Here is a 24,679-nt window from a genome sequence, read left to right as displayed (position 1 = left end):
CTTCGTCATGCCGGTTCCTTGGCCAGGCCGTGGGGCTGGGGGGCCGGCGAACGCGCGTTGAACAGCAGGTTCAGCAGCACCGCGGCAAGCGTGCCCAGCAGGATGCCGTTCTGGCAGAACTTGGCCAGCAGCTCCGGCATCTGCGCGAAGAACTTGTCGGACACCAGCGGGATCATGCCCAGCGCCACGCTGACGGCGACGATGTAGGCGTTCTTCTTGTTGTCGACAAAGTCGACATGGCCGAGGATGCGTATGCCCGTGGCCGCCACCATGCCGAACATCACCAGCGCCGCGCCGCCCAGCACGTATTGCGGGATCGAGGCCGCGAAGAAGGCCAGCTTGGGCAGGCAGCCCAGCACGATCAGGATGCCGCCGGCGGTGGCGCAGACCCAGCGGCTGCGCACGCCGGTGACCTGCACCAGCCCCACGTTCTGCGCGTAGGAGGTGTAGGTGAAGGTGTTGAACACCGCCCCCACCAGCGCGCCGACACCGTCGGCACGCAGGCCGCGCGCCAGGTCTTCGGAGTCGACCGGGCGCCCGACGATCTCGCCCAGCGCCAGGAACTGCCCCACGCCTTCGATCATGATCACGATCATGACCACGCACAGCGTGACCGAGGTCATGGCGTCGAAGGTCGGCCAGCCGAAGTGGAAGGGCGTGATGAACTCGACCCAGTGCGCGCCGCGCAGGCCGTCAAAGCTGACCTTGCCCAGCGCCAGCGCGATGCCGAAGCCCACCGCAATGCCGATCAGCACCGCCACATTGCACAGGAAGCCGCGCGCGAACGCCACCAGCGCCAGCACCGTGCACAGCACCGCGGTGGCGATGGCAATGTTCACCGGCAGGCCGAAATTGGGATTGGGCACCGGGCCTGCCGCGGTATTGAGGGTGGGATTGCCGCCCGCCGCCCAGTTGATCCCCACCCGCATCAGCGAGATCCCGATCACCAGCACCACGGTGCCGGTCACCACCGGCGGGAACCAGCGCACCATCTTGCCGACATAAGGCGCGGCAAAGTAAGTGAAGACGCCCGCCACCATCACCGCGCCGAACACCGCCGGCAGCCCCAGCGACGGATTGGAGCCGGTGGCGATGATCGGCGCGATCGCGGTGAAGGTGACGCCCATCATCACCGGCAGGCGGATGCCGACCTTCCAGATGCCGATGCTCTGGATCATCGTCACCAGGCCGCAGCAGAACAGGTCGGCGGCGATCAGGAAGGCGACCTGGTCCTTGGGCAGCTTGAGGGCGCCGCCGATGATCATCGGCACGGCGATGGCGCCGGCATACATCACCAGCACATGCTGCAGGCCCAGGGCCAGCAGGCGCGGCGGGGGCAGGACCTCGTCGACGGGATGCACGGCGGCATTCCCTTGCGTAGGCAGGGTGGGGTTCATGCTGTCTCCTTTGGTCGGTATCACGCCGGTTGCGCATTGCGCTAACGTGTCGCCAAGGTGCCGGCGCTTCCTCTTGCGGGATGGTGCTGCCATCCTCTCGTGCGAAGCCCGCGCCTGTCCTGTCTTGTCAATCCAGCATGACAGCGGCGCAGGGAAGGTACAACGTTCGCGGCGGATTTATCGATCGGGTGAAACGATGAATCCGCCGTTTTCAACGGGTTATCCCTGAGCCGCGCCTCACGGCACGTGCGATGCCGCACGCTCCAGCCGCGCCAGCAGCGCGGCCGCGCGCGCCATCGCGGCAGGATCGATGCGCGCGCGGATGCCGTCGAAGCCCGGCCCGCGCGTCGCATCCAGCCCCATGCGTGAAGTGGTGCCGACGCCGGAGGCGGACGGATCGAGCGCGCTGCCGGGCAGGCCGTCCACCACCACCACGTCCAGGTGCGGCTGCAGGTGCGTGGCCATGGCCCACAGCACTTCCTCGTCGCGGGTGATGTCGACGTCCTCGTCCACCGCCACCACCGTCTTCAGGTACGGGTCCCAGCCGAGCAGGCCCAGCATCACCTGGCGGGCCTCGCCGGGGCGGCTCTGGCGCAGCGCCACGTAGGCGTGGAAATGCGTGCCGGAGCTGGGGTAGTGCACCGCGGTGACGCCGGGAAAGCGCTCGCGCAGCTTCTCCACCATCTCGGACTCGCGCGGGATCCGGCCCAGGTTCAGGTGCTCGGCCGAATTGCCGCCGACCACGTCGACCAGCCACGCGTCCGTGCGCCGCATCACGCTCTGCACGCGCAGCAGGTTGTTGGTCGAGCGGTCCGACGAGTAGCCGGTGAACTCGCCGAACGGGCCTTCGTCGACGCGGGCCTCGGGATCGATCACGCCTTCCAGCACGATCTCGGCATGCGCCGGCACCAGGATGCCGTGACGCGGCGTGCGTACCACTTCCAGCGGCGCGCCGAACAGGCCGCCGGCCACATGGCGCTCGTCCACGCCGAACGGCAGCCGCGCGGCGCCGGCCAGCATGAACAGCGGATGCGCCCCGATCACCATCGCCACCGGCAACGGGCGGCCCAGTTCGGCCGCGCGCTGCTGCATGCGCCACAGGTGGCCGCGCGAATGCAGGCTGGTGGCGATCTCGGTGGGCGAATGCAGCATCGAGCGGTGGTAGCTGGCGTTGCCGATGCCGCTGTCGGGATCTTCCGCGATCAGGATGGCGTTGGTGATATAGGGGCCGCGGTCGGTGGCGAAATGCCGGATCGCCGGAATCGTGCGCAGGTCGATGTGTTGCGTCTCGACGTGGCCGGTGACGGCGCCGCTGTCCAGCACGCGCGGCGCCACCATGCGGCGGCTGCGGGCCTGGTATTCGGCATGGATGCCGGCGGGCGGCACGCCGCCAAGCATGCGCCCGACGCGCTCGCGCGAGGCAAACAGGTTGGTGGCCAGCGACGTGCCCAGGCCTTCGACATGGTCGAACAGCAGGGCCGGATGGCGGCCCTGCGCGGCCAGTGCCCACACCAGCGCGGTGGGGTCCTGGTCGGCGCCGACCGGCGCGCGGATATGCAGCACGTCGTCGGGAAAGGCCTCGCGGTAGGCGGCCAGGAACTGGTGGAAGTCCTGCGAGGTATCGTGGAAAGGCTGGCGCGCCGGCGTCGCGGTGGCGAAGGGCGCTGAGGGTGAGTTCATGGATCGGCTCCTGGGGTCAGGGTGGGCCAGGGCGAAGGCTGCCCCGGCGGCCGGGAATGGTCCCGGCCGCCGTGCCGTGCCTGCCTGCCGAACAGCTAGCGACTACCGGGTGCTGGCGTAGGTATCCTTCAGCCGCGCCAGGGCCTCTTGCTGCGTCCTGGGCGGCGCGGTCGGCTCGATGCCGACCAGCCGGGCGATGTTGTTGCCCATGTAGTTCTCGAGCCCGTCCTCGTCCAGGTCCATGCCCTGCGGCGCGGGGCCGCACAGCATTTCCAGCTCGCGCAGCCACATGCCGGGCTCGTTGGGCGGCGTGTCGGTGCCGAACACGATCTTGTCGCGCGGCAGCTGGCGCGCGAACTCGACGATGCGCGACTGGAAGCACCAGCCCGATTCGCAATACACGTTGGGCGTGTCCATCGCCATCCAGAACGCCTCGAACGAATAGTTGCCGCCGGTCTGGATGCCGAAATGCCCGATGATGAAATTGACCATCGGGAATTCGCGGATGATCGGATAGAACATGGTCGGGATCGTGTACGGGCCGTCGCCGGTGTGGATCAGCACCACCACGTTGTACTTGGCGCAGACCTTCATCGCCGGGCGCAGCCAGTCGAGCGCGCGGTCGGGACGGTAGCCGTGCATGTTGGCATGCAGCTTCAGCATCTTGAAGCCGTACTCCTTGACGTGGAATTCCAGCTCCAGCGCGCCTTCCTCCGGGCCCCAGCGCGGGTTGAAGGTGAAGTTGCCGATAAAGCGGTCAGGGTACTTCTGGCACAGCTCGGCGATATACGCCATGTAGTCGCGGATGCCTTCGCGGCCGCGGCGGTTGCCGTCGCGGTAGCCGGTGTTGCCCGGCGGCGGCTGGATAAAGCCCATGTCGATGCGGCGCGGCTTGCCGTTGATCATGTAGGGGCCGTCCATCATCTTGAGCATGCGCTCGCCGTTGAAAGGCTCGCCGGTGTGGCGCCAGGCTTCGTCGACCAGGTTGGTCGGGTGCAGATGGGTGTCGATAATCATGTGGGTGCTCCGGAGTCCGTTGTCATTGGCGCGGGCATTGCGCTCAGGCGGCCAGGCGCGCTTTCGCTTCTTCCAGCGTGCGCGGCACCGGCGTCGGCGCCAGGCCGATCATCCGGGCGACGTTGTTGCCGAGGTAGTCCTCGAGCGTGTCTTCATCCAGGTTCAGGCCCTGGGGCGGCTCGAAGCACAGCACTTCCAGCAGGCGCAGCCACATGCCGGGCTCGTTGGGCGGGGTGTCGGAACCGAACAGTATCTTGTGCTTGGGCAGCACCTTGGCGAACTCGACGATGCGCGACTGCAGGCACCAGCCCGATTCGCAGTAGACGTTGGGCATGTCCATCGCCATCTGGAACGGCTCGAAGCAGTACACGCCGCCGGTCTGCACGCCGAAGTGGGCCATGATGAAGTTCACCGTCGGGAATTCCTTCATCATCGGCACCCATTCGGTGGGGATGCTGTAGGGGCCGTCGCCGGTATGCAGCTTGACCAGCACGCCCAGCTCGGCGCATTTCTGCAGCGCCGGGCGCAGCCAGTCGAGCGCGCGGTCGGGGCGGTAGGCGTGCATGTTGGCCTGGAACTGGACCATCTTGAAGCCCAGCTTCTTCACGTAGTGCTCGATCGCGTTGACGCCGTTCTGCACGCCGCAGCGCGGGTTGTAGACGAAGCAGCCGATAAAGCGGTCGGGATACTTCTTCACCATCTCGACGGTATAGGCCATGTACGCGTCGATCGATTCGCTGCCCGATTTCACGCCGTCGGTGTAGGTGTAGATGGTGTTGCCCTGCGGCGGCTGGATAAAGGCCTTGTCGATGCGGCGCGGCTTGCCGTTGATGGTGAATGGGCCGTCCATCATCTGGATCAGGCGCTCGCCGGTGAACGGGTCGCCGTCGTGGCGCCAGGCCAGGTCCACCAGGTTCGTCGGATAACAGCTGGTGTCGATGATCATGGGAGATCCCCTAACAATGACTAGGTTGGACACGCATGCGGCGGGCGCGCGCGAACAACGCCGCGGGGCCGGCCTTGCATGCTGCGATCGGGAGTCTTTGTCAGGGGAGCGTCTGGACCACTGCGCCACCGACGAAACACTCCGTCAGTGAGCAATCTCCAGTTGGACGTCGCGGCATTGCACCGCTGCTGTCCAATCGACCGCTTCTACCCACGCGCTCTTTATACATAGCGCCTCGGCATGGGTCAAGCGCATCATGTGTTGCGCCGCACGAACAGTGGGGCCGGCCTGCATTCCGGACCAGGCCCTGAATCCGCTACATTGTGGGGACCGCAGCGGCAGGCCCGGCCGCCGCGGCATATCGACAACAGGGCCGCTCGCTTCGAACGGGGTTCATCACAGGGAAGGGGGAAGAATATGCACGGCAACGATGCGAAGAAGGCCGCGGCGATGCTGTCGGTTGCGCTGAGCCTGGCACTGGGGGGCTGCGGTGGCGACGGCGGACAGACCGAGATGGTGTCGCCCACGGCCGCGGCCACGACGCGGTCCATCGCCGAAACTACCACCAGCGCCACCACGCGCTGGGCCCCGGCGCTTACCGACACCTGGCAGATCCAGCTGACCGGCAGGCTCAATACCAGCTATGCGGTGACCGCCTATGACTTCGACCTGTTCGATACGCCGCAGGCCACCATCGACGCGCTCAAGGCGCAGGGCCGGCGCGTGATCTGCTACTTCTCGGCGGGCAGTTCCGAGGACTGGCGTCCCGACTTCAACCAGTTCACCGAGGCGGACCAGGGCGCCCCGCTGTCGGGCTGGGCCGGCGAGCGCTGGCTGGATACGCGCTCGGCCAACGTGCGTCGCATCATGCAGGCGCGCATGGACCTGGCGGTCAGCAAAGGCTGCGATGCGGTCGATCCGGACAATGTCGATGGCTATACCAACAGCCCCGGCCTGCCGCTGACGGCCGAGACCCAGCTCGACTACAACCGCTTCCTGGCGGCGCAGGCGCATGCGCGCGGGCTGGCGGTGGGCTTGAAGAACGACGTGGGACAGGTGGCCGAGCTGGCCGCGAGCTTTGACTTCGCCATCAACGAACAGTGCTTCCAGTACCGCGAGTGCGGTGCCTATACCGCGTTCACGGGGCAGGGCAAGCCGGTATTCCAGATCGAATACGCCACCAAGTACCGGGACGCCGCCACGCGCGCCGGGCTGTGCGCCAAGGCCCAGGCGGCCAACCTGCGCACGCTGGTGCTGCCCAGGACGCTGAACGGGTCGTTCCGCTACGCCTGCGACGCCTGAGGGGGCGGGTCGATGCTGGCGGCGGGGGCGGCGCGTTCCAGCTCCCGCCACGCCAGGTAGAGCCGCGTATCGAACTCGAGCTGGTGGTAGCGCGGCTCCATGTATTCGCAGAGCCGGTAGAAGGCCTTGTCGTGCTCGCTTTCCTTCAGGTGGGCAAGCTCGTGCACGACGATCATGCGCAGGAACTCCGGCGGTGCCTCCTTGAACAGCGAAGCCACGCGGATTTCTTTCTTGGCCTTGAGCTTGCCGCCCTGCACGCGCGAGATCGCGGTATGCAGGCCGAGCGCGCGCTGGGCGGAATCCAGGCGCGCATCGAATCCCACCTTGTGCAGCGGCGGCGCGCTGCGCAGGTATTCCTGCTTGAGGTCGGTGGTGTATTCGTACAGCGCGCGGTCGGTCTGCACGGTGTGGCGCCCCGGGTAGCGGCGGGCCAGATGGTCCCCGAGCCGGCCGGCGGCGACCACCTCGCGCACCTGCTCCAGCACGCCGGGCGGATAGCCGCCCAGGAAGCGCATCGGGTCCTTGCCGGCGGGACGCCAGGTCTGGTTCACCACGGTGGCCGGCTCAGTGGTGGTGGTGATGGTGGTGCATCCAGCTGTTGTCCAGCGAATTGACGAAGGACTCGACCGCGTCCTTGTCGCCGGTGGCGTGGCGCATCATTTCGCCGCACTTGCAGAAACCCTGGTACGGGGTGATGTGCGAGCACGCCGACGTCTTCTGCAGGTACAGCGTGACGGGTTTGGTGCACTTCTTGCACTTGAACTTCAGGGTCAGGGCGGGTTTGCTCATGGCGATGGCTTGAAAAATCAGCGGAAAGACGAACCTGTGATTGTACCGGCGCAGGCCAAAGCTGGCCGGGCCCGGGCTGCGCGCAGCGGCGTGCCTGATACACTCCGCCATTCCCGCACCTACTCCAGCACCATCACCAACACGCACCCATGGCACAGTACGTTTTCACCATGAACCGCGTGGGCAAGATCGTTCCGCCCAAGCGTCACATCCTGAAGGACATCTCGCTGTCGTTCTTCCCGGGCGCCAAGATCGGCGTGCTCGGCCTGAACGGCTCGGGCAAGTCCACGCTGCTCAAGATCATGGCCGGCCTCGACAAGGAAATCGAGGGCGAGGCCACGCCGATGCCGAACCTGAACATCGGCTACCTGCCGCAGGAGCCGCAACTCAACCCCGAGCAGACCGTGCGCGAGTCAGTCGAGGAAGCGCTGGGCGGCGTGTTCGAGGCGCGCAAGAAGCTCGATGAAATCTACGCCGCGTATGCCGAGCCGGACGCCGACTTCGACGCGCTCGCCGCCGACCAGGCCAAGTACGAAGCCATCCTCGCCGCCAGCGACGGTAACAACGTCGAACTGCAGCTGGAAATCGCTGCCGACGCGCTGCGCCTGCCGCCGTGGGATGCAAAGATCGAACATCTTTCCGGCGGTGAAAAGCGCCGCGTGGCGCTGTGCCGCCTGCTGCTGTCGCGCCCCGACATGCTGCTGCTCGACGAGCCGACCAACCACCTGGATGCCGAGTCGGTGGACTGGCTGGAGCAGTTCCTGACGCGCTTCCCCGGCACCGTGGTGGCCGTGACCCATGACCGCTACTTCCTCGACAACGCCGCCGAGTGGATCCTGGAACTCGACCGCGGCCACGGCATCCCCTGGAAGGGCAACTACAGCTCGTGGCTGGACCAGAAGGAAGCGCGCCTGAAGCAGGAAGAGGCCAGCGAATCGGCGCGCCAGAAGGCGCTGCACAAGGAACTGGAGTGGGTGCGCCAGAACCCCAAGGGCCGCCAGGCCAAGTCCAAGGCGCGCCTGGCCCGCTTCGATGAACTGAACAGCCAGGAATACCAGAAGCGCAACGAAACCCAGGAAATCTTCATCCCGGTGGGCGAGCGCCTGGGCAACGAAGTGATCGAGTTCGACAACGTCAGCAAGGGCTTCGGCGACCGCATGCTGATCGAGAACCTGAGCTTCAAGGTGCCGCCGGGCGCCATCGTCGGCATCATCGGCCCGAACGGCGCCGGCAAGTCGACCTTCTTCAAGATGCTCACGGGCAAGGAACAGCCGGACAGCGGCGAGATCAAGATCGGGCCGACCGTGAAGATGGCCTTTGTCGACCAGAGCCGCGACGCGCTGGACGGCACCAAGACCGTGTTCGAGGAGATCTCGGGCGGCGCCGACGTGCTGACCGTGGGCCGCTACGAAACCCCGTCGCGCGCCTATATCGGCCGCTTCAACTTCAAGGGCGGCGACCAGCAGAAGCAGGTCGGCACGCTGTCGGGCGGCGAACGCGGCCGCCTGCACATGGCCAAGACGCTGATCGCCGGCGGCAACGTGCTGCTGCTGGACGAACCGTCCAACGACCTCGACGTGGAAACGCTGCGCGCGCTGGAAGACGCGCTGCTGGAGTTCGCCGGCTGCGTGATGGTGATCTCGCACGACCGCTGGTTCCTGGACCGGATCGCCACGCACATCCTGGCGTTCGAGGGCGACTCGCATGTGGAGTTCTTCCCCGGCAACTACCAGGAGTACGAGGCGGACAAGAAGAAGCGGCTGGGTGAAGAAGGGGCCAAGCCGAAGCGGATCCGGTACAAGCCGATTGTGCGGTGAGGCACTGCCGAACAAGCAAGAGAGCCAGGCCTGTGGGCCTGGTTTTTTATGGTGCTGGCTGTATGCGCTGTCGAAAATTCTGAAACACGTCGCCAGACCTTTGGCATTAGTGTGATGCCGGATAGGTTTGGTGGATGCGAAAGTCAAAGCGTCCAGCTCGCAAAAGTCAACGATTCTGGCGGCGGCACAAGCCTGCGCTGCCGTCTCCGAGCGTTCGCGAGCATGCCTTTCCAAAATCGGTTGAGACGGTACATTTTCTCTACCGTACCGATCGCGAGCTAAAGGCTCATCCGAGCTATAAGGCTGCCAAGGCGGGCAACGGCAAGGCCGCGGTTCAGCTGGTGGCAGACCTTGCGCCGTCCTTGCTCGCTGAGCTGCGAGTCAGATGTTCTCCCCGTCCACGCATCTTTGTGGCACCTCACGCACGAGAGGCAACGGGTGACAATGCCATTCCGCATATGTTGGCCGTGTATCTGCACAGTGAACTCGGCGGGATGATCGACAAGTCGATCGTGCAGATAACCCGGGTCTTTCACACAGGCGCGGATCCTATGGAACGGATGAACTCGCGGGCTGAATTCACCGGATATGTAGAACCCGGCGGGCACTATGTGCTGGTAGACGACGTTACGACAATGGGAGGCACCCTTGCGGAATTGGCCAACTACATCCGAGGCCGCCGCGCCGAGGTGGTTGGCGCAGTCGTACTGGTGAACGCCGGCCGCTCTGGTAGACTGGTTGCGCCCAGCAGGACGATTCTGGAACTGGAAAGGAGGTACGGTAATGAAATCCGGGAGATCTTCGGCATTGCCACCCACGCCCTCACCGCTGATGAAGCGGGGTACCTCATCGGTTTCCGCTCGGTTGACGAAATCCGAGGTCGCCTCGCTAAGGCAAGGGAAGAGACGACTCACAGACTTGGGTCAAAAGGCATTTTCCTCGTTGAGCCGCAAGAACAAATAGACCGACATCGCGACGGCAGACAACAGCGCCATAAGGTCCGCAAGTGGATTTCGCGACTTAAACCAAAGCCTCGTCTTCACAAGTGAGCAAGGACATTGGGTTGCGTGAAGCAGCAATGGCCTAGCCCCGCACCAACCTCACCCGCGTAATCTCCGACGGCGCCCCGAACCGCTTCGGCGGGCCCCAATATCCAGTACCACGGCTGATATAGATCCACAGCGAGCCATGCCGCACCAGGCCCGCGGTGTAGGGCTGCTGCATCGGCACGAACAGGTTCCACGGCCAGAACTGGCCGCCGTGGGTATGTCCCGACAGCTGCAGGTCGAAACCCGCTTGCGCCGCCGCGGGCGCGGTGCGTGGCTGGTGGGCCAGCAGCACGCGTACGCCGGCATCGGCGGGGGCGCCGGCGATGGCGCGCTGCGGGTCGCTGCGGTGGCTTTCGTGGAAGCGGCCGGCGGAGTAGTCGGTCACGCCGCCCAGCACCAGCGCGTCGCCGTCATGGTGCAGCACCACGTGCTCGTTCATCAGCACGCGCACGCCCAGGCGGCGCAGCTCGTCGATCCACGGCTGTGCGCCGGAATAGTACTCGTGGTTGCCGGTGACGAAGTAGGTGCCATGACGCGCCTGCAGCCGGGCCAGCGGCGCGGTGTGGGCCGACAGTTCGCGCACGGTGCCGTCGACCAGGTCGCCCGTGATGGCGACGGCGTCCGCTTGCAGGCTGTTGACGCGGTCGACGATGCGGTCCAGGTAGGGCCGCTTGATCGTGGGGCCGACATGGATGTCGCTGATCTGGGCGATGGTGAAGCCGTGCAGCGCATCGGGCAGGCCCTGCACCGGCACGTCGACCTCGACCACGCGCGCCAGGCGGCGCGCATTGACATAACCGGCCAGCGTGACCAGCAATGCCAGCAGCGGCACTGCCACGGCGCTGCCGGCGGCCAGGCCGGGCGCGCGCCACCCCAGCAGTTGCCCCGCCAGCCAGGCGGCGGCGAGGGCCACGTCGCGTACCAGCGTCAGCACCAGCAGCGATGAGAAGAATCCCATGGCGAGCATGCCGATCCAGGACACCAGGTCCGACCAGGGCTGGCTGACGCGCCGCGCCAGCAGTCCGGCCGGCAGCAGTGCGCAGGATAGGGCCAGCCAGGCTACCGCCAGCGCCTTGACCGCCATCGGTACCGGCATCGCCGGCAGCAGGCGCAGCCCGATATAGCCGTGCAGCAGGGCCGTGACGAACGCAGCGGTGAGGATGGTGGTGCGTGGAGGCATGGGCGTGGGCCGGGGTGGAGTGCTAAGAGATGAGGCCGCGACGGACCGCTTCAAGGGCCGCGGCGGAGGGCGCAGGCGATGCAAGATGCGCACCCGCTGGGCCGACGCCCGCCGCTGATCTGTCTTTTTTCTGGCGGATCCTGAATGTTTTCAAATCGGATTGTTCGCGCTGGCAGGCTACTCTAGATTCGCGCAATGGGCCGCCTGTTGTGCAGCATCCTGCCCGCGCGTGCCGGCAGCCGGCAGGCGGCGCCCTCCCGGAGAAACCCCATGTCGTTTCGGATAAACCAGACCAGCGCGCTGGTTGCGGCGGCCTGGCTGGCGCTGGCCCCGCTCGCCGCGCAGGCCGCCACGCCGGCCAAGTCGTCGGCGGTGGCCACGGCACCCCTGACCTGGCCGCGCAACTTTGATGCGGCCCCCGACCATGTCGAGCTGTACCAGCCCCAGATCGAGACCTGGGACGGCAACCGCCTGTCCGGACGCGCCGCGGTGGCGGTGGGCGACAAGACGGGCTCGCCGGCCTACGGCGTGGTCCATTTCTCGGCCACCGGCGATATCGACAAGCCCTCCGGGCTGGTGCAGCTGAGCCGCATCACGGTCGACAGCGTCGAAGTGCCCACGCAGCCCGACGCCGCCGACCGCGTGCGCCAGTCGCTGGTGTCGCGTCTGCCGGCCAACGGGCTGACGGTGCCGCTGGACCAGCTGCAGGCCAGCTACGCGGTGTCGCAGCAAATCGCGAAAGCCGGCCGCGTCGCGGTGCGCAATGACGCGCCGCAGATCCTGTTCGCCACCACGCCGACGCTGCTGGTGCTGGTCGATGGCGAGCCCGCCTGGCGTACCGTGCCGGGAACCTCGTACGAGCGCGCGCTGAACAGCCGCGCGCTGCTGCTGCGCGCGGCTGACGGCGAGCTATGGCTGAAGGTGGCCGGCTACTGGTATCGCTCGGAATCCGCCGGCGGCGCCTGGGAAGTGATGACGACCGTGCCCAAGGCGCTGGAGAGCGCGGCCGGCAAGGCGGCCGCCAGCATGAAGCCCGACACGATGCTGCCCGCCGACGGCAAGCGCCCCGCTCGCGCCCCGGCCATCCTCTTTGCCACCCAGCCGACCGAGCTGGTGGTGACCAGCGGCGCGCCGCAGATGGCGCCGGTCAGCGGCGTCAGCCTGCTGACCATGGCCAACGCCGACCACGCGGTCTTCGTCGATCCGGCCGCCAACCAGTATTACGTGCTGGTCTCGGGGCGCTGGTTCCGCGCGCCGATGCTGACCGGGCCGTGGCAGTACGTGCCGGGCAGCCGGCTGCCGCCCGACTTTGCCCGCATCCCGCCCACCGATCCCAAGGCCAATGTGCTGGTCTCCGTGCCCGGCACGCCGCAGGCGCGCGAGGCCGAGATCGCCGCCACCATCCCGCAGACCGCCACGGTGTCGCGCAGCAAGGCCAGCCTGACGGTGGCGTATGACGGCGCGCCGCGTTTCGTGCCGATCACCGGCACTTCGCTCAGCTACGCAGTCAATACCGGCACGCCGGTGATCGAGGTCGATGGCAGCCACTACTACGCGGTGGCCAACGGCGTCTGGTTCACGGCGCCGGCGCCCGCCGGCCCGTGGCAGGTGGCCACCGAGGTGCCGTCGGCGATCTATACCATCCCGCCGACCTCGCCGGTGTACTACGTCACCTACGTGCGTATCTATGCCGTCACGCCGCAGACCGTGGTGGTGGGCTACACGCCCGGCTACATGGGGGTGGTGGTGAGTGCCGACGGCACCGTGGTCTACGGCACGGGCTATGTCTATCCCCCCTACGTGGGCGCGGTCTACTACGGCTATCCGGTTACCTATGGCTACGGCGCCGGCTTCGGCATCGGCCTGGCCGAGGGCTTTGCCTTCGGCTTCACCGCGGGCGCGTTCTGGGGCGCGGCCTCGCCGTACTGGGGCCCATACTGGTGGGGCGGCCCGTACAACTGGAACTACGTCAACGTGAACCAGGCCAACTTCTACGGCCGCTGGGGCCAGGGTACGGTGACGCACGCGCAGGGCTGGAACGCCTGGACCGGCACCGAATGGCGCGGCACCGCGGGCGCCGGCTACAACCCCGCCACCGGCGCGCGCTACCAGGGCAGCCGCGGCGCCGCGTTCAATCCCTATTCCGGCAACTATGCGGCCGGCCGCCAGGGCGCCTTCGCCAACCCGTCGACCGGGCGCGAAGGCGCGGCGCGCGGCGGCGTGGCCGGCAACACCTACACCGGCGACTATGCGGCGGGGCGGCAGGCGGCGGGCTACAACGCCCAGACCGGCCGCGTCGGCGCCGCCGAGGCGGGCATTGCCGGCAATACGCAGACCGGCCAGCACACAGCCGGCAGCCGCGGCTTCGTCGCCAACCCGGACAAGAACAACGCGGTGGTGTGGAACAACGGCAACGTATATGCCGGCCACGACGGCTCCGTGTACCAGCACACCGACAACGGCTGGCAAAAGCACACCCCCGGCGGCTGGGAGCCGGTACAGCCCGGCAACGATGTCACCGGCCGGCTGGACCAGCAGCGCCAGGCGCGCGAGCTGGGGCAGCGGCGCTTCAGCGCAGCCGCGCAGCAGTGGCAAGGGCGCGGCGGCATGGGTGGCGGCATGGGGGGCGGATTCGGCGGCCGGGGTTTGCGCGGTGGTGGCTTTCATGGCGGGTTCCGGCGCTGATCGCCGCGGCGGCGATAGTTGTCCGGACACGGCACGGCGGGCGCAGAACAAAGGGATGGCGCGCGCGTGACGCGGCTCGAAAGGACTTAATACGTGCGCAAGAAAGATTGAATTGGCGCTGACTGGGCCCGGCCTTACTCTGCCGGAGGAAAGGGGTGGGCAAAGGTGCACCCGGTGGGCCGGGCAACTGCAACGCCGGTCGCTTCGGCCGCGCTACGGCAACGCAACAAATTTCTGGTTGGGGGGTCCTGTGAAAAGCGTGTTCAACTGGCGCGGCGCGCTATGGCTGCTTCCTGTCCTGGCACTGGCCGGATGCGGCAAGGAGAAAGCCGCGCCGGCCGCGCCGCCCGCAGCCGAGGTCGGAGTCATGACAGTGGCGCTGCGCGATGTGCCGATCGTGTTCGACTTTGTCGGGCAGACGCAGAGCTCGCAGCAGGTGGAAATCCGGGCCCGGGTGAATGGCTTCCTGGACAAGCGCGTCTATACCGAAGGCGCACTGGTCAAGGCCGGCGAGACCCTGTTTCTGATGGATCGCAAGCCGTTCGAGGCGACCCTGCAGGCCGCTGAGGCAGAGCTGGCGCAGCAGCAGGCGCGCCTGGTGACGGCCCAGGCCGACCTCAAGCGCGTGCGCCCGCTGGCCGAGCGCAACGCCCTCAGCCAGCGCGACCTCGATGACGCCACCGGCAAGGCCCAGGCCGCGGCCGCCGCCGTGGAAGGGGCACGTGCCAACGTGATCAGTGCGAGGCTCAACCTGAGCTATACGACGATCAAGTCGCCGGTGGCGGGGCTGTCCAGCTTTGCCAAGCGGCAGGCCGGCTCCTATATCGACGCCACCAACAGCCTGCTTACCTATGTGGCCAAGCTGGATCCGATGTGGGTCAATTTCAGCCTGTCCGAGAACGAAGTCCTGAAGATGCGCACCGAGCGCGAATCGGGCGCCATCAAGTTCCCGGAGCAGGATGCGTTCGATGTCGTGATCGTGCTGGCGGACGGCAAGTCATTCCCCAACCACGGGCGCATCGCCTTTGCCGACGCGTCGTTCAGCGCGGATACCGGCACCTACCTGGTCCGCGCCGAGGTGTCCAACCCGGAAGGCGTCCTGCGGCCCGGCCAGTTCGTGCGCGTGAAGGTGCATGGCGCCAAGCGCGCCAAGGCCATCGCCGTGCCCCAGGACGCGATCGTGCAGACCCAGCGCGGCCAGGCGGTCTGGGTGATCGGTCCTGACAACAAGGCGCAGCAGCGGGTGGTGGACGTGGGCGAGTGGACCGGCGACAACTGGGTGGTGCGATCCGGGCTGAAACCGGGTGAACGGGTCGCGGTGAGCGGCACGCTGCGGCTGGCGCCAGGGGCGCCTGTCAAGGCGGTGCAGGCCGGGCCAGCTGCCGCGCCCGCCGCGGCCAGCGGCGTGGCGGCCGCACCCGCACCGGCGCCGACGCCGGCGTCCGGCGTCGCCACGGCGGGAGGCAAGCCATGAAGCTTGCCCATTTTTTTATTGACCGGCCGATCTTTGCGTCGGTCGTCTCCATTGTCATCACCGTGGGCGGGCTGGTGGCGCTGACCAAGCTGCCGATCGCCCAGTTCCCGGACATCACGCCGCCGTCGATCACCGTCACCACCAGGTACCCGGGCGCCAGCGCGGAAGTGGTGGCGCAGAACGTCGCCGCGCCGATCGAGCAGCAGGTCAACGGCGCGGACCGGATGATGTACATGAACTCGACCAGTTCATCGACGGGTGACCTGACGCTGACCACGTACTTCGAGATCGGCACCGATCCGGAACTGGCCCAGGTCGACGTGCAGAACCGCGTCAACCTGGCGCTGCCCACGCTGCCGGAGGCCGTGACCTCGCAGGGCGTATCGGTGCAGAAGCGTTCGTCGGCGTTCATGATGGTGATCGCCATCTATTCGCCGGACGCCAGCTATGACCAGACTTTCGTCGGTAACTACGCCAACATCTACGTGCTGGACGCGCTCAAGCGCATTCCGGGCGCCAACCAGTCCTCCATCTTCGGCAGCCCGGACTACGCCATGCGCATCTGGCTGAAGCCGGACCGCATGGCGTCGCTGGGCATCACCACCGAGGATGTGAAGAACGCGGTGGCCAACCAGAACCAGCAGTTCTCGGCCGGCCGCATCGGCCAGTCGCCCACCGACGGCGCGGTCCAGCTGACCTTTCCGATTGCCACCAAGGGCCGCATGACGGAGCCGGCCGAGTTCGACAACATGATCCTGCGCGCGCAGTCCGGCGACGTCGCGCTGGTGCGCCTCAAGGACATCGGGCACGCCGAACTTGGCTCCAAGGATTACTCGCTGCGCAGCCGCTACAAGGGCAAGACGGCCACGCTGATGGCGGTCTACCAGCAGCCGGGCGCCAACGCGCTGGATGTTTCCAAGCAGGTGCGCGCCACGCTGGCGGAACTGAAGAAGAGTTTCCCGCCCGGGCTGGAATACGACATCGCGCTGGACACCACCACCTTCGTGCAGGAGTCGATCGACGAGGTGGTGCATACGCTGCGCGACGCCGTGATCCTGGTGATCCTGGTGGTCTACCTGTTCCTGCAGAGTTTTCGCGCCACCCTGGTACCGATCCTTGCGGTGCCGGTGTCGATTATCGGCGCCTTTGTCGGCATGAGCGCATTCGGCTTCTCGGTGAACATGCTCACTTTGTTCGGCATGGTGTTAGCGATCGGCATCGTCGTGGACGATGCCATCGTGGTGATCGAGAACGTCGAGCGCAACATGGTCGAGTTCAAGCTGCCACCCAAGGAGGCTGCCAAGAAGGCCATGGACGAAGTCAGCGGCCCGGTGGTCGCCATCGTGCTGGTGCTGCTGGCCGTGTTCATTCCCGTGGCCTTCCTGTCTGGCATTACCGGCCAGCTCTACAAGCAGTTCGCCATCACCATCGCGGTGTCGGTGGTGCTGTCGGGCGTGGTCGCGCTGACGCTGTCGCCGGCGCTGGCGGCCATCCTGCTCAAGCCCGGCGAACACAAGAAGAACCGCTTCTTCACCTGGTTCAACAATTCCTTTGACCGGCTGGTGGCCGGCTATGACCGATCGCTGCAGGTGGTCATCAAGCGTACCGCGATGTCGATTGCGATCATCCTCGCGATGGTCGCCGTCAGCGTGCTGATGTTCATGCGCATTCCGGGATCGTTCCTGCCGGTGGAGGACCAGGGCTACCTGTTCGGGGCCGTGGTGATGCCGGATGCCGCCAGCCTGGACCGCACCGGCAACCTGTCGTCGCGCGCGGAAACATGGCTGGCCCGGCAGCCCGGCGTGTCCTCGGTGGCAACGGTGGATGGCTACAGCCTGATCGATTCCCAGAACAAGGCCAATGCCGGCACGCTGTTCGTCACGCTCAAGGGCTTCCACGAGCGCGGCGAGGGCGAGAGCGCCGAGGACCTGATCCTCAAGGCCAAGAAAGAGTTCTCCACATACCAGGACGGCGCGGTCATTCCCATCAACCCGCCTTCGATCCCGGGTCTGGGTACCACGGGCGGCTTCGAGTTCTGGCTGCAGAGCACGGCGGACGGCACCTACCAGCAGCTCGAGGAGAAGGTGCACCAGTTTATTGCCAGGGCGCGCCAGCGGCCGGAGCTGACGGGCGTCAATTCCACCATCAATTCGCGCTCGCGCCAGTTCATGGTGGAGGTGGACCGGGAGCGCTCTGAAACGCAGGGGGTGCCGGTCGAGGCGGTGTACTCCGCGCTGCAGACCATGTTCGGTTCGCTCTACGTGAGCCAGTTCCCGAAGAACAGCCGGCTGTTCCAGGTGATCCTGCAGGCCGAGCCGAAGTACCGCTCGCGTCCCGAGGACCTGGACAATGTCTATGTGCGCAACCACAAGGGCGAGATGGTGCCGATCAAGGCGGTGACCACCACCAAGTACGTCCCTGGCGCCGACATCGTCACGCGCTTCAACAACTTCCCCGCGGCCAAGATCATGGGCGACGCCGCGCCGGGCTACAGCTCGGGGCAGGCCATCGCGGCCATGGAGGAAACCGCGCAGGAGGTGCTCGGCATCGGCTACGCCTATTCCTGGAGCGGGCAGGCCTTTGAAGAAAAGACCGCTGGATCCACGGCGGTCTATGTCTTCGCCTTTGCCTTGCTGATGGTGTTCCTGATCCTGGCGGCGCAGTACGAGAAATGGTCGTTGCCGCTCGGCGTGCTGCTGGCCGTGCCGTTCGCCCTGTTTGGCGCCTTGCTGGCCATCCTGATGCGCGGCATGCTCAACGATGTCTATTTCCAGATCGGCCTGACCGTGCTGATCGCGCTGGCGGCCAAGAACGCCATCCTGATCTTCGAGTTCGCCGTGGAAATGCGGCAGAAGGAGGGCCTCAGCGCCTATGACGCGGCCATTCACGCCGCCAAGCTGCGCCTGCGGCCGATCATCATGACCTCGCTGGCCTTCATCCTGGGCTGCGTGCCGCTCGCCATCGCCAGCGGCGCCTCGGCGGCGAGCCGGCAATCGCTGGGCACGGGCGTGATCGGCGGCATGCTCGGGGCCACGGTGATTGCGCTGTTCTTTATCCCGATGTTCTTCTGGGGGCTGGAGGTGCTGGCCGAGCGCAAGCCCAGGGAAAAGGCGGCGGGCGGTGCGGCGCCGACCTCGGGCGACGGCCCGCCCCAGGCCAGGCCATCGGCCGGAGAACCATCATGAGCGCGCGTGCGTGGATGCTCGGCGCCTGCGCGGCGGCAGCGCTGGGCGGCTGCGCCATCGGCCCTGATTACCAGCGGCCGGCGACGCCGGATGTGGCCCAGTACCGCATCGACACCGGCCCGCTGGCGGTTGCCGCCGACAGCGACTGGTGGAACCAGTTCGACGATCCCGTGCTCACCGCCCTGGTGGACGAGGCCCTTGCCAGCAACTTTGACGTGCGCATTGCGGCCGCGCGCATCGACGAATTCCGCGGCCAGCTGATGGTGGCGCGCTCGGGCTTCTTTCCGCAGCTGAACCTGTCGGCGTCGGCCGCGCGCCAGCGCCTCGGCACGTTCAACGGCACGCCCTTCGCCGGCCTCGACAGCCCGCGCAACACCTACCAGCTGCTGGCCAACGCAAGCTGGGAACTGGACCTGTGGGGCCGCATCCGCCGCCAGGCCGAGGCGGCCGAGGCCAGCCTGTGGAACGCGGAATATGCCCGCCGCGGGGTGGTGCTGTCGCTGGCGGCGTCGGTGGTCCAGGGCTATGCGACCTTGCGGGGGCTCGATGCGCAACTCGAAGTCGCAAAGCAGACGCTGGCTTCGCGCGGCGACGGGCTGGACATTTTCAGGCAGCGGTACGAGGGCGGCGTCATTTCCCAGATGGAGCTGGCGCAGGCGGAGAATGATTTCTACGTGGCCGAGGCCACCATCCCGCCGTTGCGCACCGCCATTGCGCAGACCGAAAACGCGCTATCCGTGCTGCTCGGGCGCGAGCCCGGGCCGATCGAGCGCGGCAAGGCTGTGACAGCCTTGCAGGCGCCGTCCATCGGCGCCGACATGCCCGCCACGCTGCTGTCGCGGCGTCCGGACGTGCTGCAGGCCGAGCAGTCGGCCATCGCGGCAAACGCGCAACTTGGCGCGGCGCAGGCACTGTACCTGCCGGCGGTCAACCTGAGCGGCTTGTTCGGAGCCATCGCCAGCACGCCGGGAGCGCTGTGGCACAGCGCTTCGCAGGTGTGGGGGTTCGGCGCCGGCCTGGCCCAGCCGGTGTTCCAGGGCGGCGCCATCCGCGGGCAGGTGCAGACGGCCTCGGCGCAGCGCGACCAGGCCCTGCTGGCCTATCAGCGCACGGTGCTGGAGGCACTGGCCGACGTCAACTCCGCGCTGGCCAGCGGCACCGAGACGCGCACCCGCCTTGGCAGCCTGCGCGAGCAGGAAAAGAGCCTGACGATCTATGCGGACCAGGCCTTCGCGCGCTATGAGGGCGGCTATTCGAGCTACCTCGAGGTGACCAATGCCCGCGAGAAGCTGTTCAACGCACAACTGGCGGTGATCCAGGGCCAGGTGGACACGCTGACCAGCACCGCGGCGCTGTACAAGTCGCTGGGCGGCGGCTGGCCGTCGGTGCCGCAGGCTGTGCGCGAGGCGGGAATGCAGGGGGATGCGAAGGTGCTGGCGCGGTAGCAACGCACGGAGTTGCGAGGGTTTGCGCACCGCTGCCGCCACCATTCACTGGCACCGCTTGCAGAGGCTCGCCTCTCCCGCAAGGCGGGAGAGGCGAGCCAACCAGCGATGTTGGCCCGTAACGGCTTCATCGCGCCGACCACTCCCCCTGCCTGACCCCCAGCGCCGTCACCACGCCATACGCCGTGATTCCCAGCGCCACCCCAAGGAAGTGCCCGTCCAACCCCATCCCGAACACATTGGCCAATAACCAGCCGCCCCCGGCGGCCAGCGCGATCCGGCACAGCCCGGCCGCCACCGGCCAGCGCATGCGCCCCGCGCCCATCGAGGCGAAGTACAGCGCCATGCCGAGCCCGAAGCCGCCGAATGCCGGCCCCACCCATGACAGCGCGCGCGCGGCGATGGCGATCACTTCGGCGTCATTGGTGAACAGGCTGGCAAAGCGCACCGGCGCCAGGCCGACGGCGGCGCCCGCGCTGCCGGCGATAGCCAGCGCCAGCAGTGCGCCCACCCAGGCCGTGCGCCGCGCCGTATGCCAGTCGCCGGCGCCGACGGCGCGGCCGACCAGCGCCGTCAGCGCCGAGCCCACGCCGAACGCAAGCGGGATCATCAGGAATTCCAGCCGCGCCGAGATGCCGTAGGCCGCCACCGCGGCGGTGCCATGGTGGCGCAGCTGCGCGGTTACCAGGATGGTGGTCAGGTTGGCGACCGAGGCCAGCGCGCACGCCACCAGCCCCACCGACAGGATGCGCGCGAACAGTGGCCACGACAGCCGCACCCGCAGCACCGGCACGAAGCCCGCGCCGCCGCGCGCGACCACGATCGCCATCGCCAGCGCCGCGGCCCACGATACCGCCGCCAGCGCCGCGCCGATGCCGGCCAGGCCCATGCCGGCGGGCTCGGCCAGCAGCCATGACAGCGCCGGGAACGCGATCCACATCAGCGCCAGAACGCGCGCCGCGAGCGCATGGCGGCCGCCGCCGCGCAGCACCGACGCCAGCGTGTTGGCCAGCCAGGCCGGGATCGCGCCGGCGCCGAACAGCCAGATCGCATAAGTGGCGGCCGCATCGGCTGCGGTGGCGCCGGCCACCGCGCCCAGCACCGCGCGCGGGAACCCGGCCAGCGCCACGGCAAACGCCAGGCCGGCGATCACGGCGATCCATAGCGCATGCATCACCAGCGCCGAGGCATCGTCACGCTTGTTGGCGCCCAGCGCGCGCGCGATGGCCGCGACCACGCCGCCGCCCATGGCCCCGGTCGACATCTGCTGCAGCAGCAGCGCAAACGGCAGCACCACGGCCCAGCCGGCCAGCGCCGCGGTGCCCTGGCGCGCGGCGAGCCAGGTTTCGATCAGCTGTGCCACCGCCTGCAGCAGGGCAATCAGCGCGGTGGGCCCGGCCAGCTTGCCGATGCGGCGGGCGATTTCGGTGGCCGGCACCGCGTCGGCGGGGAGCGTGCCGGCGGGCAATGCGCGCGTGTCAGTCATGGGCGGTCTCCTGCCCTCCCGCCGCGACCGCGGCGGCCCCGGCGTCGCCGAAGCGTTGGCGCAGGAAGCGGCCCGCGCCCGGGCCCGGCAACACCCGCACGTCGTCCAGCGTGATCGCGCTGCCATCGGCGCGGGTCAATGCCGGCTCGGCGATCTCGGTACCGGTGCGGCGGTCCTGCAGCAGCGTCAGCGGTCCCTTGTCGTCGGTCATCCAGCGGTCGGCCCAGGCTTTTAGCGCCACGTAGGCAGGGAAGAAGTCGCGGCCCTTGTCGGTCAGCTGGTAGACATGGCGTGCGCCGCCCTCGGGCGCAACGCGCGCCAGCAGCCCGTGCGCCACCAGCGTCTTCAGGCGCGCGCTGAGGATGTTGGGAGCGATGCCCAGGTTGCGTTCGAACTCGTCGAAGCGCGTGCTGCCGTAGAAGGCCTCGCGCAACACGAGGATGGCCCAGCGTTCGCCCAGCACGGCCATCGAGCGGGCCACGGGGCAGGGCATCGCGGTGAAATCGGTGGGGGGCATGGGTCTCCGCCGTGGTGTGTGGTGCTTGCTTTCGATTTGCAAGCTTGCTGCAGCATAGCTTGCAAACCGCAAGTTCGCAGGCGGGCCAACCCATGGCCTTGCGAAAGCGTGCGATCAGCGGCCACTGGTGCCGGCTACTTCACCGCGTCCCGGAATACCTCCAGCTTGCCCAGTTCCTCGCGCAGGAAGCCGATCAGCGCGCGCGTGGCCATCGACGGATGCAGGTTGGGCGTGGTGATGATGAACAGCTTGTTGCCCAGCCCCTCCGGGCGCCAGTCCGGCAGCACCGGCACCAGGTTGCCCGCCCGCACCTCTTCCCAGCCGATATAGACCGGCAGCATGCCGATGCCATGGCCCTCGCGCACGGCCCGCGCCAGGAACAGGAAGTGTTCGGACTGCAGCGTTGGCGTCAGCGCCACGTCCACGCGCTGGCCGTCACGGTACAGCGACAGCGGGAACTGGCGGGGCGGGAAGGGCGGGCACAGGAAGCTGCAGCCGGCCAGGTCCGGCGGCACCTGCACCGACCCAATGCTGGCGAGGTATTGCGGCGATGCATACAGTTGCCAGCGGATATCGCAGATTTCCCGCGCCACGTGGTCCAGCGGCGGCGCCGACGTGACCTTCAGCGCCACGTCGATTTCGGCCGCGATCAGGTCGTTGACGCGATTGGCAAAGAACACCCGCAGCGTGATGCCGGGATGCTTGTGCGCGAACTGCAGCAGCAGCGGCGCGATATAGGCGTCGCCCAGCCCGGTAGGCACGCTCACGCGCACATGGCCGCGCAGGGTCTGGCCCAGGCTGTCGATCTCGGCCTGCGCCGAGGCCACTTCCTGCAGGATGCGCACGCCGTGCTGGTACAGCGCCTGGCCGGGCTCGGTCAGCTCGAGCCGGCGCGTGGTCCGGCGCAGCAACTGCGCGCCCGCCTGGTGTTCCAGCTCGCGCAGCTGGCGGCTGACCTGCGACCGCGTAACGCCGCGCCGGCGCCCGGCTTCGGCAAGGTTGCCGGCATCGACGATGTCGACGAAGGCCTGGATCAGGTTGAGGTCCATCGGGGATTGCCTGAAGGATTGTCACGTCTGGCGCAACATTGTGATTCCACCCGGTCTGATTGTCGATGCGTGGCTACGCCGATACAGTGGGCGGCTGACAAAACCCAAGCTTGGAGAGAGCGGATGGCCACGGACCTTTGGTATCAAGACATGCACCGCAGCGGCGAGGATTTGCTGGCGCGCGGCGCCCGCCTGGCCGGCGGCCTGCGTGCGCTCGGCGTGCAGGAGGGCGACGTGATCGCGGTACTGCTGCGCAACGATCCGGTGTATGCCGACGTGGTCCATGCCTGCCGCATCGCCGGCTGCTACTACTGCCCCATCAACTGGCACTTTACCGCCGAGGAAGTCCGCTTCCTGCTGAGCGACAGCGGCGCCAGGGTGCTGCTGGTGCAGGACGACCTGCTACCCGCGCTGCGCGACGCGGTCCCGGCCGGCATGCCGGTGCTGTCGGTGGGCGGTCCCGCCGCGGGCGCGACTGAATATGAAGCGTGGCTCGCGCAGCAGCCCGCGTACGACGGCCCGCGCGTGGCACCGCGCGGCCATATGGCATACACCTCGGGCACCACCGGCCGGCCCAAGGGCGTGCTGCGCCAGGCGCTGCCGCTGGTCGGGCTCGAGGAACAGCTGGCGCGCATGCGTTCGGTGGTGCGGCAGACCTACGGGCTGGAGCCGGGCTGCCGCGCGCTGATGTCGGCGCCGCTGTACCACAGTGCGCCGGGCTCGTTTATCCAGAACGCGCTGCAGATGGCCGAGCGCCTGGTGCTGACGCCGCGCTTCGACGCCGAGCAAGTGCTGGCGCTGGTGGAGCAGCACCGCATCGACGTGCTCTACCTGGTGCCGATCATGTACGTGCGGCTGCTCAAGCTGCCCCCGGAGGTGCGCGCCAGATACGACCTGTCTTCCATTCGCTTCGTCGCCTCGACCGGGTCGCCGTGCGCGCCAGAGGTCAAGCGCGCGATGCTGGAGTGGCTGGGTCCGGTGATCCATGAAACCTACGCCTCCAGCGAGGCCGGCATGATCACCGTGGCCACCCCGGCCGACGCCGCCGCGCGCCCGGGCACCGCCGGCAGGCCGGTCGACGACGCGCAGCTGCGCATCCTCGACGAACAAGGCCGCCAGTGCGCGCCGGGCGAAATCGGCCTGGTCTACGTGCGCCAGCCCGCTTACCCGGACTTCACCTACCGCAACAATGAGGCCGCGCGCGCCGCCATCGACCGCGACGGGCTGGTGACGCTGGGCGACATGGGCTATGTCGATGCCGACGGCTACCTGTTCATCTGCGACCGCGCCTCGGACATGGTGATCTCGGGCGGCGTCAATATCTACCCGGCCGAGATCGAGCACGAACTGGTGCGCTATCCGGGCGTGGCCGACTGCGTGGTGTTCGGCATTCCCGACGCGGAATACGGCGAGCGCCTGCTGGCCATGGTGCAGCCGATGCCGGGCGCCGAGATCCGCGAGGCCGAGGTGATCGACTGGCTGCGCGAGCGGCTGTCCGGCTTCAAGGTGCCGCGCAGCATCGTGGTCGAGGCGCAATTGCCGCGCGACGAAACCGGCAAGCTGGCCAAGCGCCGGCTGCGCGACCGATACTGGGAAGGCCGCCAGCGCCGCGTCTGAGCGCACCGGCGGGACTGCACCTGGCACAAGCCGATAACGACAGG

General features: G+C 67.7%; 18 protein-coding genes. 8 read left to right on the top strand and 10 right to left on the bottom strand.

Annotated features, from left to right (window positions below; genetic code table 11):
• Positions 1 to 5: 5 nt before the first annotated feature.
• The 4 genes from U9J39_RS19080 to U9J39_RS19065 form a co-directional block, all read right to left on the bottom strand.
• The gene (locus U9J39_RS19080) at positions 6 to 1,397 is read right to left on the bottom strand and encodes a nucleobase:cation symporter-2 family protein (RefSeq protein ID WP_115711035.1); all 1,392 of its coding nucleotides are present in this window, start codon (positions 1,395 to 1,397) and stop codon (positions 6 to 8) included.
• 237 nt (positions 1,398 to 1,634) lie between these two features.
• Positions 1,635 to 3,077: a UbiD family decarboxylase gene (locus U9J39_RS19075; RefSeq protein ID WP_115711034.1), complete on the bottom strand. Its 1,443-nt coding sequence runs from the start codon at positions 3,075 to 3,077 to the stop codon at positions 1,635 to 1,637.
• Positions 3,078 to 3,179: 102 nt separating this feature from the next.
• Entirely contained in the window at positions 3,180 to 4,094 is a 915-nt protein-coding gene (locus U9J39_RS19070) for an amidohydrolase family protein (RefSeq protein ID WP_326347775.1), read from the bottom strand.
• Positions 4,095 to 4,137: 43 nt separating this feature from the next.
• The gene (locus U9J39_RS19065) at positions 4,138 to 5,040 is read right to left on the bottom strand and encodes an amidohydrolase family protein (RefSeq protein ID WP_115711032.1); all 903 of its coding nucleotides are present in this window, start codon (positions 5,038 to 5,040) and stop codon (positions 4,138 to 4,140) included.
• Between the two features lie 417 nt (positions 5,041 to 5,457).
• On the opposite strand from U9J39_RS19065, the gene U9J39_RS19060 reads away from it, so the two are divergent.
• Positions 5,458 to 6,342, top strand: coding sequence for an endo alpha-1,4 polygalactosaminidase (locus U9J39_RS19060; RefSeq protein WP_115711030.1), 885 nt, complete (start codon positions 5,458 to 5,460; stop codon positions 6,340 to 6,342).
• Here the strand turns inward: U9J39_RS19060 and U9J39_RS19055 are convergent.
• On the bottom strand, positions 6,324 to 6,857 hold the full coding sequence (locus U9J39_RS19055) for a M48 family metallopeptidase (RefSeq protein ID WP_326347828.1): 534 nt from the start codon (positions 6,855 to 6,857) through the stop codon (positions 6,324 to 6,326). The genes U9J39_RS19060 and U9J39_RS19055 overlap by 19 nt on opposite strands.
• A 49-nt stretch (positions 6,858 to 6,906) precedes the next feature.
• Entirely contained in the window at positions 6,907 to 7,131 is a 225-nt protein-coding gene (locus U9J39_RS19050; protein ID WP_010812270.1) for a hypothetical protein, read from the bottom strand.
• 149 nt (positions 7,132 to 7,280) lie between these two features.
• Between U9J39_RS19050 and ettA the strand changes: the two genes are divergently transcribed.
• Together ettA and U9J39_RS19040 are read left to right on the top strand one after the other, a co-directional pair.
• Positions 7,281 to 8,948: an energy-dependent translational throttle protein EttA gene (gene ettA, locus U9J39_RS19045; protein WP_018005229.1), complete on the top strand. Its 1,668-nt coding sequence runs from the start codon at positions 7,281 to 7,283 to the stop codon at positions 8,946 to 8,948.
• 134 nt (positions 8,949 to 9,082) lie between these two features.
• On the top strand, positions 9,083 to 9,997 hold the full coding sequence (locus U9J39_RS19040) for a phosphoribosyltransferase (RefSeq protein WP_326347772.1): 915 nt from the start codon (positions 9,083 to 9,085) through the stop codon (positions 9,995 to 9,997).
• Between the two features lie 34 nt (positions 9,998 to 10,031).
• Here U9J39_RS19040 and U9J39_RS19035 read toward each other — a convergent pair whose 3' ends face one another.
• Positions 10,032 to 11,177, bottom strand: a complete 1,146-nt coding sequence (locus U9J39_RS19035; protein WP_326347771.1) for a metallophosphoesterase — start codon at positions 11,175 to 11,177, stop codon at positions 10,032 to 10,034.
• A gap of 270 nt (positions 11,178 to 11,447) precedes the next feature.
• Between U9J39_RS19035 and U9J39_RS19030 the strand changes: the two genes are divergently transcribed.
• The 4 genes from U9J39_RS19030 to U9J39_RS19015 all read left to right on the top strand — a co-directional run bounded on the left by U9J39_RS19030 (position 11,448) and on the right by U9J39_RS19015 (position 19,966).
• Positions 11,448 to 13,862 (top strand): carbohydrate-binding family V/XII, encoded by a 2,415-nt coding sequence (locus U9J39_RS19030; protein WP_326347770.1) that lies wholly within the window; start codon positions 11,448 to 11,450, stop codon positions 13,860 to 13,862.
• A 250-nt stretch (positions 13,863 to 14,112) separates the two neighbouring features.
• Positions 14,113 to 15,336, top strand: a complete 1,224-nt coding sequence (locus U9J39_RS19025) for an efflux RND transporter periplasmic adaptor subunit (RefSeq protein WP_326347769.1) — start codon at positions 14,113 to 14,115, stop codon at positions 15,334 to 15,336.
• Positions 15,333 to 18,521: an efflux RND transporter permease subunit gene (locus tag U9J39_RS19020; protein WP_116313158.1), complete on the top strand. Its 3,189-nt coding sequence runs from the start codon at positions 15,333 to 15,335 to the stop codon at positions 18,519 to 18,521. Before U9J39_RS19025 ends, U9J39_RS19020 begins: the two co-directional genes overlap by 4 nt.
• Positions 18,518 to 19,966 (top strand): efflux transporter outer membrane subunit, encoded by a 1,449-nt coding sequence (locus U9J39_RS19015; RefSeq protein ID WP_326347768.1) that lies wholly within the window; start codon positions 18,518 to 18,520, stop codon positions 19,964 to 19,966. The genes U9J39_RS19020 and U9J39_RS19015 overlap by 4 nt, the downstream gene beginning before the upstream one ends.
• Before the next feature lie 127 nt (positions 19,967 to 20,093).
• On the opposite strand, the gene U9J39_RS19010 is transcribed toward U9J39_RS19015, so the two are convergent.
• From U9J39_RS19010 to U9J39_RS19000, 3 genes are all read right to left on the bottom strand, one after another.
• A complete protein-coding gene (locus U9J39_RS19010) occupies positions 20,094 to 21,452 on the bottom strand; it encodes an MATE family efflux transporter (RefSeq protein WP_116313156.1) in 1,359 nt (452 codons plus the stop codon).
• The gene (locus tag U9J39_RS19005) at positions 21,445 to 21,969 is read right to left on the bottom strand and encodes a winged helix-turn-helix transcriptional regulator (RefSeq protein WP_116313155.1); all 525 of its coding nucleotides are present in this window, start codon (positions 21,967 to 21,969) and stop codon (positions 21,445 to 21,447) included. The genes U9J39_RS19010 and U9J39_RS19005 overlap by 8 nt, the downstream gene beginning before the upstream one ends.
• Before the next feature lie 134 nt (positions 21,970 to 22,103).
• On the bottom strand, positions 22,104 to 23,018 hold the full coding sequence (locus U9J39_RS19000; protein WP_115711015.1) for a LysR family transcriptional regulator: 915 nt from the start codon (positions 23,016 to 23,018) through the stop codon (positions 22,104 to 22,106).
• Positions 23,019 to 23,141: 123 nt separating this feature from the next.
• Between U9J39_RS19000 and U9J39_RS18995 the strand changes: the two genes are divergently transcribed.
• The gene (locus tag U9J39_RS18995) at positions 23,142 to 24,635 is read left to right on the top strand and encodes an acyl-CoA synthetase (RefSeq protein ID WP_116313154.1); all 1,494 of its coding nucleotides are present in this window, start codon (positions 23,142 to 23,144) and stop codon (positions 24,633 to 24,635) included.
• Positions 24,636 to 24,679: the final 44 nt, after the last annotated feature.

It is taken from the genome of Cupriavidus sp. SS-3 (assembly GCF_035818815.1).
Lineage (GTDB): Bacteria > Pseudomonadota > Gammaproteobacteria > Burkholderiales > Burkholderiaceae > Cupriavidus > Cupriavidus taiwanensis_C.
The sequence above is the reverse complement of the archived record's forward strand: the minus strand, read 5'-3'. Positions and strand labels throughout refer to the sequence as shown.

Bases quoted from the DNA above. Each gene is read 5' to 3' on its own strand.
- U9J39_RS19040 (WP_326347772.1), top strand. From the start codon at position 9,083: ATGCGAAAGTCAAAGCGTCCAGCTCGCAAAAGTCAACGATTCTGGCGG.
- U9J39_RS19060 (WP_115711030.1), top strand. From the start codon at position 5,458: ATGCACGGCAACGATGCGAAGAAGGCCGCGGCGATGCTGTCGGTTGCG.
- ettA (WP_018005229.1), top strand. From the start codon at position 7,281: ATGGCACAGTACGTTTTCACCATGAACCGCGTGGGCAAGATCGTTCCG.
- U9J39_RS19070 (WP_326347775.1), bottom strand. From the start codon at position 4,094: ATGATTATCGACACCCATCTGCACCCGACCAACCTGGTCGACGAAGCC.
- U9J39_RS19065 (WP_115711032.1), bottom strand. From the start codon at position 5,040: ATGATCATCGACACCAGCTGTTATCCGACGAACCTGGTGGACCTGGCC.
- U9J39_RS19055 (WP_326347828.1), bottom strand. From the start codon at position 6,857: ATGCGCTTCCTGGGCGGCTATCCGCCCGGCGTGCTGGAGCAGGTGCGC.
- U9J39_RS18995 (WP_116313154.1), top strand. From the start codon at position 23,142: ATGGCCACGGACCTTTGGTATCAAGACATGCACCGCAGCGGCGAGGAT.
- U9J39_RS19000 (WP_115711015.1), bottom strand. From the start codon at position 23,018: ATGGACCTCAACCTGATCCAGGCCTTCGTCGACATCGTCGATGCCGGC.
- U9J39_RS19080 (WP_115711035.1), bottom strand. From the start codon at position 1,397: ATGAACCCCACCCTGCCTACGCAAGGGAATGCCGCCGTGCATCCCGTC.
- U9J39_RS19030 (WP_326347770.1), top strand. From the start codon at position 11,448: ATGTCGTTTCGGATAAACCAGACCAGCGCGCTGGTTGCGGCGGCCTGG.
- U9J39_RS19020 (WP_116313158.1), top strand. From the start codon at position 15,333: ATGAAGCTTGCCCATTTTTTTATTGACCGGCCGATCTTTGCGTCGGTC.
- U9J39_RS19050 (WP_010812270.1), bottom strand. From the start codon at position 7,131: ATGAGCAAACCCGCCCTGACCCTGAAGTTCAAGTGCAAGAAGTGCACC.
- U9J39_RS19005 (WP_116313155.1), bottom strand. From the start codon at position 21,969: ATGCCCCCCACCGATTTCACCGCGATGCCCTGCCCCGTGGCCCGCTCG.
- U9J39_RS19010 (WP_116313156.1), bottom strand. From the start codon at position 21,452: ATGACTGACACGCGCGCATTGCCCGCCGGCACGCTCCCCGCCGACGCG.
- U9J39_RS19075 (WP_115711034.1), bottom strand. From the start codon at position 3,077: ATGAACTCACCCTCAGCGCCCTTCGCCACCGCGACGCCGGCGCGCCAG.
- U9J39_RS19015 (WP_326347768.1), top strand. From the start codon at position 18,518: ATGAGCGCGCGTGCGTGGATGCTCGGCGCCTGCGCGGCGGCAGCGCTG.
- U9J39_RS19035 (WP_326347771.1), bottom strand. From the start codon at position 11,177: ATGCCTCCACGCACCACCATCCTCACCGCTGCGTTCGTCACGGCCCTG.